The organism is Embleya sp. NBC_00888, assembly GCF_045207655.1.
GTDB lineage: Bacteria > Actinomycetota > Actinomycetes > Streptomycetales > Streptomycetaceae > Embleya.
Genome location: NZ_CP108784.1, coordinates 1,004,394 through 1,019,330, shown reverse-complemented (window position 1 = coordinate 1,019,330; position 14,937 = coordinate 1,004,394). Strand labels below are relative to the sequence as shown.

Below are 14,937 nucleotides of genomic sequence, written 5' to 3'. Positions count from 1 at the left end.
GGGCGATGAGTCCGTGAATTCGCACGACACGTCCGCCGTCCCGGATTCCGGTCCGAGCCGCCGCGAGCCGATCGCGGTCGTCGGCATCTCGTGCCGGCTGCCGGGAGTGACCGGGCCGGCGGACCTGTGGCGGCTCCTGTGCGCCGGCGCCGACACCGTGGCACCCCCCGCCGCGGACCGCGCGGGCATCGGCGGCCTGTCGGGCCTGGGATCCTTCCTCGCCTCGGTCGACACCTTCGACCCGTCCTTCTTCGGCATCTCCGGCCGTGAGGCCGCCGCGATGGACCCGCACCAGCGCCTGATGCTCGAGCTGAGCTGGGAGGCGCTGGAGGACGCGGGCACCGTGCCCGCCACCCTGGCGGGCACCCGCACCGGCGTGTTCGTCGGCGCCTTCTCCGACGACTATTCGCTGCTGCTCCAGGACAACGGCCCGGACGCGGTGACCGCGCACAGCACCACCGGCGTGCACCGCGGCATCATCGCCAACCGGGTCTCCTACTTCCTCGGCGCGCGCGGTCCCAGCCTGACCGTGGACACCGGCCAGTCCTCCTCCCTGGTCGCCGTGCAGATGGCCTGCGAGAGCCTGCGTTCCGGCGAATCCGAGACCGCGCTGGCGGGCGGGGTGAACCTGATCCTGACCCCGCGCTCCACCGAACGCATGGAGCGCTTCGGCGCGCTGTCACCGGACGGACGCTGCTACACCTTCGACGCCAGGGCCAACGGCTACGTCCGCGGCGAAGGCGGCGCGGTGGTGCTGCTCAAGCCGCTGCGCCGCGCTCTCGCGGACGGCGACCGCATCCACTGCGTGCTGCGCGGCGGCGCGGTCAACAACGACGGCGGCGGCGAGACGCTGACCGCACCGAGCGCGAGCGCGCAACAGGACGTGCTGCGCCGGGCGTACCGGCACGCGGACGTGGACCCGGCCACGGTCGGCTACGTCGAGCTGCACGGCACGGGCACCAGGCTCGGGGACCCGATCGAGGCCGCCGCGCTGGGCGCCGTCCTCGGCGCCGTCCGGGCCGCCGACCGGCCGCTGCCGGTGGGATCGGTGAAGACCAACGTCGGCCACCTGGAGGCCGCCGCCGGCGTGATCGGCCTGGTGAAGGCGGCCCTGGTGGTCGCGCACGGCGAGATCCCGGCCGGGTTGAACCACGAGGAGCCCAACCCCGACATCCCGCTGGCCGAACTGCGCCTGACGGTGCCGACCGCGTCGACCGCGTGGCCGGCGGGCGAGGGACCGCGGATCGCCGGGGTGAGCTCGTTCGGCATGGGCGGAACGAACTGCCACATCGTGCTCTCCGAGGCGGCGGGCGAGGCGCAGGCCGTGGCCGACACTCGGGTCGCGGCCGGCGCGACCGCCCGGACCGTCGCGGGCGTGCTGCCCCTGGTCGTCTCCGGCCACACCGATCCGGCGCTGCGGGCCCAGGCCGCCCGACTCGCACGTTTCATCGCGGAACGGCCGGGACTCGGCCTGCCCGACCTCGCCCACTCGCTCCTGTCGACACGGGCGTTGCTCGACCATCGCGGCGTCGTGGTCGCCGGCGACCGGGCCGGCGCGATCGAGGGCCTGAGCGCGCTGGCCGCCGGGGAACCCGCACCGCGCGTGGTGACCGGGCCGGTCCGCTCCGCCGGCCGGCCGGTGTCGGTCTTCCCCGGCCAGGGTTCGCAATGGCTCGGCATGGCTGCCGAACTCCTGGACTCCGAACCGGTATTCGCCGGGCGGATCGCCGACTGCGACGTGGCGCTCGCGCCGTACGTCGACTGGTCGTTGCCGTCGATCCTGCGGTCGACGTCCGAGGAATGGCTGGAGCGGGTCGACGTCGTACAACCCGTGCTCTGGGCGGTCATGGTCTCGCTCGCCGAACTGTGGGCCTCCGTCGGTGTACGGCCCGCCGCCGTGGTCGGCCACTCCCAGGGCGAGATCGCCGCCGCGTGCGTCGCCGGTGCGCTCACCTTGGCGGACGGCGCGAAGGTCGTCGCGCTGCGCGGTCGGGCCCTCCTCGGCCTGCCCGATCGCGGCGGCATGGTCTCGGTCGGCGTCTCGGCCGAGCGGATCACCACGCTGATCGCGCCGTTCGGGAACCGGCTGTCGGTCGCCGCGGTCAACAGCCCGGCATCCGTCGTCGTTTCGGGCGACCCGGGCGCACTCGACGAACTCCTCGCCGGCTGCGCGGCCCAAGGCATCCGGGCGCGGCGGGTCCCGATCGACTACGCCTCGCACTCCAGCCGGGTCACCGGGATTCGCGAATCGCTGCTTCGGGATCTGGCCGGCATCGAGCCGCGGCCGTCCCGCATCCCCTTCTGCTCGTCGGTGACCGGCGAACCGCTGGACACCACCACCCTCGACGCCGAGTACTGGTACACCAACCTGCGGCAACCCGTCCGCTTCGACAAGGCCGTCCGGACCCTCCTCGACCAGGGGCACGACGTCTTCATCGAGTGCAGCGCCCACCCGGTGCTCACCGCGGCCGTCCTGGAGACGATCGAGGACACCGGTTCGCGCGCCGCCGTGTTCGGCACACTGCGCCGCGACCGGGGCGGTTCCGAGCGCTTCCGCACGGCACTGGCCGAGGCGTGCGCCTGCGGGATCGCGGTCGACTGGGGCCCGATCCTGGGTGCCGGGGTGCGCCGGGTGGACCTGCCCACATACGCGTTCCAGCGCGAACGCCATTGGCTCGGCGGCACGGCCGAGGCGTCCGCCGGGGCCGGACGGGAGCGGCCCCCGATCGCCGGCCGAATGGCCGGGCTGTCCCGAAAGGAGCGGGAACAGGCGCTCCACGAGCTGGTGTTCGCGCATGCCGCGACGGTCCTCGGCCGCTCCGCGCTGGGTCCGGCCGACGGCGAGCTGACGTTCAGGACCCTGGGCCTGGACTCGCCGGGCGCCGTCGAGTTCCGCAACCGGGTCAACACCGACACCGGACTGCGGCTGCCGACGACGCTCGCGTACGACCACCCGACGCCGGTCGGCGTCGCGCGGCATCTGGGCGCCCTGCTCCTCGACCTCTTCGATGCCGCGAGCGAGGGGACGGTCGCAGCCGAGTTCGACACGGGGCCGGAGCAGCCGACCGACACGGACCCGATCGCCATCGTCGGCATGGCGTGCCGCTACCCCGGCGGGGTGGAGTCGCCCGAGGACCTGTGGCGACTCGTGGCCGCGGGTGGGGACGCCGTCACACCGTTTCCCGACGACCGGGGTTGGGATCTGGCGGCGCTGTACGACCCGGACCCGGGCTCGGACCCCGGCTCGGCCTCCGACTCGGGCAAGGCGGGGACCAGTTACGTTCGGCACGGAGGATTCCTGCGTGGCGCCGCCGACTTCGACGCGGAGTTCTTCGGGATCTCGCCGCGCGAGGCGCTGGCGATGGATCCGCAACAGCGGCTCCTGCTGGAGACGTCGTGGGAGGTATTCGAACGGGCCGGGATCGACCCGGCCGAGCTACGCGGCAGTCGGACCGGTGTCTTCGTCGGGGCGATGAACCAGGACTACGGCGCCCGGCTCGACGAGGCCGCCGACGGCTCCGAGGGCTACCTGCTCACGGGCAACGCGGGCAGCGTCGTCTCCGGACGGCTGGCCTATATGTACGGCTTCGAGGGGCCGGCGGTCACCGTGGACACCGCGTGTTCGTCGTCCCTGGTCGGCCTGCATCTCGCGGTGCGGGCGCTGCACGTCGGCGAGTGCTCGATGGCGCTGGCGGCCGGGGTGACGGTGATGTCGACGCCCGGCATGTTCGTCGAGTTCAGTCGGCAGCGCGGTTTGTCGCGGGATGGTCGGTGCAAGGCGTTCTCGGCGGCAGCCGATGGTACGGGTTGGTCGGAGGGCGTCGGTGTGCTCCTTGTGGAGCGGCTTTCCGACGCGCGGCGCCATGGACATCGGGTGTTGGCGACGGTGCGGGGTACGGCGGTCAATCAGGACGGCGCGAGCAACGGCCTGACGGCGCCCAGTGGTCCGTCGCAGCAGCGGGTCGTCCGGCAGGCGTTGGCGAGTGCGGGACTGTCGGCCGCGGACGTGGACGCGGTCGAGGCGCACGGCACGGGTACGACGCTGGGCGACCCGATCGAGGCGCAGGCTCTCATCGCCACGTACGGTCAGGAGCGCGGCGGCGAACGTCCGCTCTATCTGGGGTCGTTGAAGTCGAACATCGGTCACGCGCAGGCCGCGGCGGGCGTCGCGGGTGTGATCAAGATGGTGATGGCGCTGCGCGCGGGGGTGCTGCCGCGAACCCTGCATGCCGACGAACCGTCCCCGCACATCGATTGGTCGGCGGGCGCGGTGGAGTTGCTGACCCGGGCGCGGGAATGGCCCGAGGTCGGCCGTCCGCGACGGGCGGCGGTCTCGTCGTTCGGGATCAGCGGTACGAACGCGCACGTGATCATCGAGCAGGCGGCGGACGAGTCCCGGCGACCGGTCGTGGAGTTGGCGCCGGCACCGGAGCCGGACTCGGTTACGGAGTCGACCCCTGAGCCGGGGCAGGGCGCGTCGGGCGGGTTGTTGCCGTTCGTCGTCTCCGGGAAGGGCGAGCACGGCCTGCGCGCGCAGGCGGCCCGGCTGGCGCGATTCGTCCGGGACGAGCCCGAGCACGCGTTGTCCGACCTGGCGTCGGCGCTGATCGGGTCGCGGTCGTTGCTGCCGCGCCGGGGCGTCGTACTGGCCTCGGATCGGACCGAATTGGCCGCCGGGCTGGCGGCGTTGGGCGCGGGGGAGTCCGGGCCGGGCATCGTCTCGGGTCGGGCGCGGTCCTCGGGGCGAACGGTGCTCGTCTTCCCGGGGCAGGGGGCGCAGTGGGTCCGGATGGGGTGCGAACTGCTGGACCGCTTCCCCGTGTTCGCCGAGCGGATCGCGGAGTGTGAAGCGGCGCTCGCGCCCTGTGCGGATTGGTCGTTGACGTCGGTCCTGCGGTCGGAGTCGGGGGAGTGGCTCGGGCGGGTCGATGTGGTGCAGCCGGTGTTGTGGGCGGTGATGGTTTCGCTGGCCGGGTTGTGGCGGTCGTTCGGGGTGGAGCCGGCTGCGGTGGTGGGGCATTCGCAGGGGGAGATCGCCGCCGCGTGTGTGGCCGGGGCGCTGTCGTTGGCGGATGGCGCGAAGGTCGTGGCGCTGCGGAGCCGGGCGCTCGGGGCTCTGGCGGGTTCCGGCGGCATGGTGTCGTTGTCGTTGCCCGCGGCCGGTGTACGGGAGTTGCTGGTCCCGTTCGGGGATCGGGTGTCGGTGGCTGCGGTGAACGGGCCGGCGTCGGTGACCGTGTCCGGTGATCCGGTCGCGTTGGACGAGCTGCTCGCGGAGTGCGAGACGCGTGCTGTGTGGGCGCGTCGGGTGCCGGTGGACTACGCGTCGCATTCCGTGCAGGTGGAGTCGATCCGCGAGCGGCTGCTGACCGAACTGGCCGACATCGAACCGGTGGCGTCCTCGGTGCCGTTCTATTCGACGGTCACGGCGGAGCGGGTGGAGACCACCGCGTTGGACGCGAACTACTGGTACGGCAACCTGCGTCGCACGGTGCGCTTCGAGGAGACGGTTCGACTCCTGCTGTCCCGGGGGTTCGACGCCTTCGTCGAGGTGAGCGCCCACCCGGTGCTGACGACGCCGATCGAGAGCACGGTCGAAGCCGCCGAGACCAAAGCGGTGGTGGTGGGCACGTTGCGGCGGGGCGAGGGCGGCCCGGAGCGCTTCGGCACGGCTCTCGCCGAGGCACACGTCAACGGTCTCACCGTCGACTGGTCCCCACTGATGGGGGACCGTGCTCGACGGCGCGACGCCGTGGCCGTGGAACTGCCGACGTACGCCTTCCGGCGCCGGCGGTACTGGCCGGCACGTTCGGTGTCCGGCGGTGATGCGCGCGGCCTCGGCCAGGTCGCGGCGCGGCATCCGCTGCTCGGCGCGGTGCTGCGACTCGGCGGCGGGCAAGGAGTCCTGTTGACGGGACGGCCGGCGTTGTCCTCGCACACCTGGCTCCGGGACCACGCGGTTGCCGGGACGGTGCTGTTGCCGGGAACGGCCTTCGTGGAACTGGCGATTCGGGCCGGAGACGAGGTCGGTTGCGGCCGGATCGCCGAACTGGCTCTGGAAACACCGCTGGTGATTCCCGAGCATGGCTCGCTTCAGCTACAGGTCGACGTCGGCGCGGCCGAGAGCGACGGGTCCCGGCCGATCGCCGTGTTCGCCCGAAACGCGGACGATTCGGCGCAGTCGGACTGGACCCGGCACGCCGTGGGGACCCTGTCCGAAGCCGGACCGGCGCCGGACGTGTCCTTCGCCACGGGGAGATGGCCTCCGACCGGTGCGCAGCCGGTGGAACTCGCAAGCTTCTACGCCGACCTGGTGCCCTGCGGCTATGCGTACGGGCCCGCGTTCCAGGGCCTGCGCGCCGCCTGGCGGGCCGGTGACGACATCTACGCCGAGGCGGCGCTGCCCGAGGGCATGGCGGACGGTGCGGGCCGCTTCGGACTGCATCCGGCGCTGCTCGACGCCGCGTTGCACGCCGCGCTCTCCCGGGGCGGCGACGCGGGCACGGGCGGGACGGAGCGGGTGAGGTTGCCGTTCGTCTTCAAGGGGCTGACGCTCTTCGCGAGCGCCGCGTCCCACGTGCGGGTACGGCTGTCTCCCGTCGGATCGCACACCGTGCGCGTGCTGCTGGCCGACACGACGGGCAGCCCGGTGGCCGCGATCGAGGCGCTGACCCTGCGCCCGATCACCGCCGAGGCGCTCGCGGCGGCGCGCGCGGTCGTGCAGAACGATCTGTACCGCGTCGACTGGGTTCCGGCCGCAGGGGTCGACGACGCCTTCGCCGGTGGGATTCGGGTGCTCGACGCCGACGCCCCGGATCTGGACGCGGCGGCCACGGGCGGCGTGCCCGACGCGGTCGTGTTTCCCTGCGTCGCCGACTCCGGGCCGCACGACGACCACGCCGCCGCGGCCCACCGGGTGGCGGTGCGGGTGTTGTCGGTGGCGCGAGCGTGGCTGGGGGACGAGCGGTTCGCCGGGTCGCGGTTGGTCGTGGTGACCCGCGGTGCGGTGGGTGTGTCGGCCCACTCGGAGATGTCCTCGCTGCCGGGCCTCGCGTCGTCGGCGGTGTGGGGTCTGGTGCGGTCGGCGGCGACCGAGCACCCGGATCGCTTTGTGGTGGTGGACGTCGACGACGCGCGGTGGACGGCTGCCCTGCCGGGCGTACTGGCCTGCGGCGAGCGCGAGATGGCGATACGCGGCGGCACGGTGTTGGTGCCGCGACTGGTTCGGCACGCCGTCGGCTCCGCCGCTGCCACCGGAGCGTCCACCGGCGCTGCGGCGCGTCTCGGTGACGGAACGGTCCTGATCACCGGTGGCACCGGGCTGTTGGGCGGGCTGGTGGCCCGTCGGCTCGTTACGCGGCACGGGGTGCGAAGCCTGGTGTTGTTGAGCCGCCGAGGCGAACAGGCACCTGGAGTAACGGAGTTGATGGCGGAGCTGACGGACCTGGGCGCGTCGGTGACGGTCGAGGCGGGCGATGCGGCCGATCGGGAGACGTTGAGCGGGGTATTGGACCGCGTGCGGACCCCACTGACGGGTGTGGTGCACGCGGCCGGAGTCCTGGACGACGGTCTGGTCGAGGCGTTGACCGAGGACCGGTTGCGCGGTGTGCTGCGCGCCAAGATCGACGGTGCGGTCAACCTGCACGAGTCGACGCGGGATCTCGACCTCGCCGCGTTCGTGCTCTTCTCCTCCGTGTCCGGGATCCTGGGCGGTCCGGGGCAGGCGAACTACGCGGCGGCGAACACCTATCTCGACGCGCTCGCGCACGCCCGTCGCGCGGACGGGCTGCCGGCCACCTCGCTGGCCTGGGGGCTGTGGGCCGAGGCCGGCGGGATGACCGGCGCGATGAGCGGCGCCGATCGGCGGCGGATGGGCCGGCTGGGCGTCGGAGCGCTCGCCACCGAGCAGGGCCTGCGCCTCTTCGACGCCGCACTCGGCACGACCGAGGCCCTGTTGATCCCCGCCGCGTTGGACCTGCCCGTGCTGCGCGCCCGTGCCGGGAGCGGCGTGCCGATGGGAATGTGGCGCGGTCTCGTTCCCGCGCCGGCACGCCCCACCGCCGGCGCCGCTGCCCTGCCGTCGCGGTCCCCGTCGGCCCGACGACTCACCGCGCTGCCGGCGGACGAGCGGGAACGCGCCCTGTCGGCCGTGGTCCACGAACAGGTGGCGGCCGTACTCGGCCTGCCCCAAGGTGTCGACGTCGACATCACCGCCACCTTCAAGTCCCTCGGCTTCGACTCGCTCACCGGCCTCGAACTGCGCAACCGGCTCGATGCCGCGACCGGTCTGCGTCTGCCGGCCGGCCTCGTCTTCGACCACCCGACGCCGACCGCGCTGCTGCGCAGGCTCCGACAGGAACTCTTCGGTGCCCGGGAGGCGCCGCCCGCCGCCGTGGCCGACCCGGTGGTGGACGACGAACCGATCGCCATCGTCGGGATGGCGTGCCGCTATCCCGGCGGAGTGCGGTCACCCGAGGATTTGTGGCACCTGGTCGCCGAAGGCGGGGACGCCGTCTCGCCGTTCCCGTCGAACCGCGGTTGGGACCTGGACGGTCTGTACGACCCCGACCCGGCGGCCTCCGGGAAGAGCTATGCCCGCGAGGGCGGGTTCCTGCACGACGCCGGGCAGTTCGATGCGGCGTTCTTCGACGTTTCGCCGCGCGAGGCGCTGGCGATGGACCCGCAGCAGCGGCTCCTGCTGGAGACCTCGTGGCAGGTGCTGGAACGGGCCGGGATCGACCCGGCCACGCTGCGCGGCAGCCGGACCGGTGTCTTCGTCGGAGTGATGTACCACGACTACGCGTCGGGCATGCAGAAGGTGCCCGAGGGCGTGGACGGCTACCTGCTGATCGGCAATGCCGGCAGCGTCGCGTCGGGCCGGGTCGCGTACACCTTCGGCTTCGAGGGTCCCGCGGTGACCGTGGACACGGCGTGTTCGTCGTCGTTGGTGGCGCTGCATCTGGCGGTTCGGGCGTTGCGCGGCGGCGAGTGCTCGATGGCGCTCGCCGGTGGGGTGACGGTGATGGCGACCCCGGAGGTCTTCGTCGAGTTCAGCCGGCAGCGGGGCGTGGCGCCGGACGGTCGGTGCAAGGCGTTCTCGGCTGCCGCCGATGGTGCCGGTTGGGCGGAGGGTGTCGGTGTGCTGCTCGTGGAGCGGTTGTCCGACGCGCGGCGGCATGGGCACCGGGTGCTGGCGACGGTGCGGGGTACGGCGGTCAATCAGGACGGCGCGAGCAACGGCCTGACGGCGCCGAACGGTCCGGCGCAGCAGCGGGTGATCAGGCAGGCGTTGGCGAACGCCGGTCTGTCGACCGCCGACGTGGACGCGGTCGAGGCGCACGGCTCGGGCACGCCGCTGGGCGACCCGATCGAGGCGCAGGCACTCATCGCGACCTACGGCCGGGACCGCGACGCGCGCAGGCCGCTCTACCTGGGATCGCTGAAGTCGAACATCGGCCACGCGCAGGCCGCCGCCGGTGTGGGCGGTGTGATCAAGATGGTGATGGCGATGCGCGCGGGCGTGTTGCCGCAGACCCTGCACTGCGATGTGCCGTCCCCGCATGTCGACTGGTCGGTGGGCGCGGTCGAACCGCTCACCGAGGCACGCGCGTGGCCCGAGACCGGTCGCCCCCGCCGAGCCGGCGTCTCCTCGTTCGGCGCGAGCGGCACCAACGCGCACGTGGTCCTGGAACAGGGTCCCGAACCCGTGCCGGCCGAGGACGTCGCGGAAGTGACGGGCGCCGAACGGGTCCTGGCCTGGCCGGTTTCGGCGAAGTCCGATGACGCGCTGCGCGCCCAGGCGGCCGCGCTGGCCGCCTACCTGCGGGACGACCCCGAACTCGACCTCGCCGCGCTCGCCTCGGCGCTCGCCGGATCGCGTGCGGCCCTGGACGAGCGCGCCGTCGTGGTCGGTTCCTCGCGGGCCGCGTTGTCGAGCGGGCTGGACGCGCTGGCCGCGGGCGAATCCGCGGCGGGCGTGGTTCGCGGCTCGGTCCTCGGAACGGGAGACCTCGCCTTCCTGTTCACCGGGCAGGGGAGTCAGCGGGTCGGGATGGGGCGTGAACTGTACGGCGCCTTCCCGGTGTTCGCGAACGCCTTCGATGCCGCGGTGGCGGAGTTGGATCGTCGGCCGGCGGGGTGCGTGGGGTTCTCGGTGCGAGATGTGGTGCTCGGGGCGGAGGGTACCGAGCAACTGTTGGACGAGACGGTGTTCACCCAGGCGGCGCTGTTCGCGGTCGAGGTGGCGCTGTTCCGGTTGGTCGAATCCTTCGGTGTGCGACCGGACTTCGTGCTGGGGCATTCGATCGGGGAGTTGGCCGCCGCGCATGTGGCGGGTGTGTGGTCTCTCGCGGACGCGGCGTCGGTCGTCGCGGCGCGGGGCCGGTTGATGCAGGCGTTGCCGGCGGGTGGGGCGATGGTCGCGGTGCAGGCCGGCGAAGCCGAGGTGACGGCGGCGCTGGAGGCGGCGGGCGTCGGGAACACGGCGGGCATCGCCGCTTTGAACGGGCCGAGTTCGGTGGTGCTCTCCGGTGACGAGGAACCGGTGCTGCGGCTGGCGGCCGAGTTCGCGGCGCGGGGCCGCAAGACCAAGCGGCTGAAGGTGAGTCGCGCCTCCCACTCCCCGCGGATGGACGCGATGGCGGCCGAATTCCGGAGCGTCCTGGAGGGGGTGACCTTCGCCCGACCCACACTCGCGATCGTCTCCACCCTGACCGGACGGCTCTTGAGCGCCGAGGAATCGAACGATCCGGACTACTGGGTACGGCAGGTTCGCGGAGCCGTGCGTTTCGCGGATGCCGTGGCACACCTGCGCGCGACGGGCGTCGGGACCTTCCTGGAGCTGGGGCCGGACGGAGTGTTGACCGCGCTGGTCCACGATTGTCTCGCCGCGCCGACCGGCACCGAGGAACGCGCCCCCGACGTCGTCTCCGACATCGCGGCAGGCTCCGCGCTGCGCCGGGATCGGCCGGAACTCGAGGCACTGCTTTCCGCACTCGCGTTCGTCCACGTACGCGGCTGCCCGGTCGACTGGTCGGCGGTGCTCCCGCGGGCCGAGCACCGGCAGCTCGATCTGCCCACCTATGCCTTTCGGCGCCGGCTGTACTGGCTCGACCGCACCGCGAGCGCACCCGCCGACGCCGCCGGCCTCGGACTGGTCGCGGAGGATCACCCGTTGCTTGCGGCGACCGTGCGCCTGGCCGGAGCCGACGCGGTCGTGCTGACCGGCCGGATCTCGCTCCGGGCCCAACCGTGGCTGGGTGACCACGTCGTCGCGGGGACGGTGTTGCTGGCCGGAACCGCGTTTGCGGAGTTGGCCGTACAGGCGGGCGATCGGGTGGGCTGCGGGCGGGTCGACGAACTGACCTTGCAGACACCGCTCGTGCTGCCCGCGCACGGCGCGCGTGCCCTCCAGGTGCACGTGGAGCCACCGGCCGCCGACGGGCGCCGGACCGTCTCGGTGTACTCCCGGGACGAGGCGGCGGGCGAGGACGGCGAATGGACCTGCCACGCCACCGGTGTCCTGGTCGAGGCCGCCGCCGAAGCGGTGTTCGACTTCGCCGTCTGGCCTCCGACCGGCGCGCGGCCGATCGACCTCGACGGCTTCTACGCTCGCGCCGCCGACGCCGGTTACGGCTACGGGCCCGCGTTCCGAGGTCTGCGCGCGCTGTACCGGGGCCTGGACGGCAGACTGTTCGCCGACGTGCGATTGCCCGGCGAACTCAGCGGTGAGGCGAGCCGGTTCGGAGTCCACCCCGCTCTGCTCGATGCCGCTCTGCACGGCCTCGTCGCGGACGGGATCGAGGCGGGCCGAAAGCACACGATGCGGCTTCCCTTCGCGTGGAACGGCATCACGTTGCACGCGGTCGGGGCGTCGACCCTGCGGATCTGCCTGGTGCCGGTCGACGGTGACCCCGACCGGATCGCGGTGCAGGCCGCAGACGGCACCGGCCGGCCGGTGCTCTCCGCCGACGCGCTCGAACTGCGCCCCGTCGATCCGACCCGGCTGGGCGCCGCCTCCTCGGCGGCGGATTCCCTGTACTCGGTGCTCTGGACCCCCGTCGACCGACCCGCTCCGGACATCGACGACCCGGTTCCGGGCCCGGACTTGACCGTCCACCATTGCACCCCGGTTCCGGCGGTCGTGGTCGGGGACGTGGTGTCGGTTGCCGAACTCGCGGCCGTACGTCTGCTCACGGCGGTGCAGGAGTGGCTGAAGAAGACGGCGACCGCCGAATCCGCCACCTCACGCCTTGTGGTGGTCACGCGCGGGGCGGTGGCGGCGGTCCCCGGTGACGCGGTGTCCGACCTCGGGCACGCTCCCGTTTGGGGGCTGCTGCGGTCGGCGCAGAACGAGCACCCGGACCGGTTCCTGCTGATCGACCTCGACCCGGACGCCGCCGAGGCGGCGGACCCCGTCGAGACGGCTCGCATCGCCCTTGCCGCGGGCGAGACCCAGGTCGCCGTGCGGGCGGGCACCGTACTCGCGCCGAGGCTCGTCCGAGCCGGTCGGGACGGGACGTTGGTACCACCGTCGGGTCCGTGGCGACTGGACGCCGTGGCGGGCGGGACGTCGGCGGATCTGGCGTTGGTTGAGGTGTCGGAGGTGTCGGAGCCGTTGGGGTCGGGGGAGTTGCGTGTCGGGGTGCGGGCGGCGGGGCTGAATTTTCGTGATGTGTTGATTGCGTTGGGTGTGTATCCGGGTGCGGCGTCGATGGGTGGTGAGGGTTCGGGGGTGGTGGCCGGGGTCGGTTCGGGTGTGTCGGGTTTCTCGGTCGGGGATCGGGTGTTCGGGTTGTTCTCGTCGTTCGGTCCGACGGCGGTGGCGGACGCGCGCACGGTGACGGCGATCCCCGAGGGCTGGTCGTGGGAGCAGGCGGCGTCGGTGCCGGTGGTGTTCCTGACGGCGTACTACGGGTTGGTCGAGTTGGCGGGTCTGCGGGCCGGTGAGTCGGTGTTGATCCATGCCGGGGCCGGTGGGGTGGGGATGGCGGCGGTGCGGATCGCCCGGCATCTGGGCGCCGAGGTGTTCGCGACGGCGAGTCGCGGGAAGTGGGACACGCTGCGGTCGATGGGGTTGGACGACGCGCACATCGCCTCGTCGCGGACGTTGGATTTCGAAGAGCGTTTCCGGGCCGCGACGGGTGGTCGTGGTGTCGACGTGGTGTTGAACTCGCTTGCGGGCCGGTTCGTGGACGCGTCGTTGCGCCTGTTGGCCGATGCCGGTCGGTTCGTGGAGATGGGGAAGACCGATATTCGGGACAGGGAGGCGGTGGAGTTCGCGTTCCCGGGGGTTGCCTATCGGGCGTTCGACCTGTTGGAGGCGGGGCCGGAACGGATCGGGGTGCTACTGGGCGAGTTGATGCCGTTGTTCGGGTCGGGTGTGTTGGTGCCGGTTCCGGTGCGGTCGTTCGATGTGCGGCGGGCACCGGAGGCGTTCCGGTTGATGTCGCGGGCGCGGCATACGGGCAAGTTGGTGTTGCGGATGCCGGTGCCGCTCGATCGGGACGGGACGGTGTTGATCACCGGTGGTACGGGCACGTTGGGTGCGTTGGTCGCGCGTCATGTGGTGGTCGAACACGGGGTGCGCGGTGTGGTGTTGGTCGGTCGTCGTGGCATGGCCGCGGCGGGTGTGGCGGAGTTGGTGGCCGAGCTTTCCGCTCTGGGGGCTCAAGTGGTGGTCGAGGCGTGTGACGTGGCCGACCGGGAGGCCCTTGCCGAAGTCCTGGCGCGGATCCCGGACACGGCGCCTTTGACCGGGGTGGTGCACGCCACCGGAGTCCTGGCCGACGGACCGGTCGAGTCGATGACGCCCGAGCAATTGCAGCGGGTGTCGCGGTCGAAGGTCGACGGCGCGATCAATCTGCACGAGCTGACCGCCGGTCACGACCTCGCCGCCTTCGTGCTCTTCTCCTCGATCGCCGGAGTCCTGGGCGGCACGGGGCAGGCCAACTACGCGGCGGCGAACACCTTCCTGGACGCGCTCGCCGCCCGCAGGCAGGCTGCCGGCCTTCCCGGCACCTCCGTGGCCTGGGGACTGTGGGGCGAAGCCAGTGGCATGACCGGGCAACTCGGCCGAACGGACCTGGCCCGCATGCGTCGCTCCGGCATCGTCGCGATGACGACCGAACAGGGCCTCGGGCTGTTCGCCGCGGCACTGAACACGGCCCAGGCGAGCCCGGCCGCCGTCCGGTTCGACCTCGGCGCGCTGCGCAAGGCGGCCGAGTCCGGGGCCCTGCCCGCGCCTCTGCGCGCCTTGGTGCGTGCCCCGCAACGGCGGGCCGCCGCGTCCGTGGCAGCCGCCGAGCCGGCGCTCACCGGGCAACTGGCGGGGCGCTCCGAGGCGGAGCGGGAGCGCATCCTGGTCGACCTCGTCCGTCGGCACTGCGCCGTGGTCCTCGGGCACGCCTCGATGGACGCGATCTCCTCCGAACGCGGCTTCCTGGAGTCGGGCTTCGACTCGCTGACCGCGGTCGAGCTGCGCAATCGGCTCGGCGTGGCCACCGGGCTGCGGCTGCCCACGACGGTGATCTTCGACTGCCCGACCCCGCAGGCACTCGCCCGATACCTCGACGAAGGGCTGGGCCCGGTGCGGGAGCCCGCCCCGGCGGCGCCGCTGCTCGGCGAGATCGACCGCCTCGAAGCGGCGCTCACCGGCGCGCTCGCGGACACGGGCGACGAGCGGGACGCGGTGGTGCGCCGGCTCCGGGCGCTGCTGTGGCGGCTCGAGGAGACGCCGAGCGGTGCGCGACCCGACACCGACACCGACACCGACGCCGGCACCGATGCGGCCGGCGGCGAGCGGCCGGGCGGCTTCGACGCCGTCACCGACGAGGAGATGTTCACCCTGCTCGACAAGGAGTTGGGGCTCGACTGACCCTGCGGCCGGCCGTACGCGTCGGCCGCCGACCGATCCGGACCCCCGACCTCTGGAGGGCG

At 72.9% G+C, this 14,937-nt stretch carries 1 protein-coding gene; it reads left to right on the top strand.

The window, feature by feature from the left end:
- The first annotated feature begins 13 nt into the window (after positions 1 to 13).
- Positions 14 to 14,875: an SDR family NAD(P)-dependent oxidoreductase gene (locus OG948_RS03815; RefSeq protein WP_406293825.1), complete on the top strand. Its 14,862-nt coding sequence runs from the start codon at positions 14 to 16 to the stop codon at positions 14,873 to 14,875.
- Positions 14,876 to 14,937: the final 62 nt, after the last annotated feature.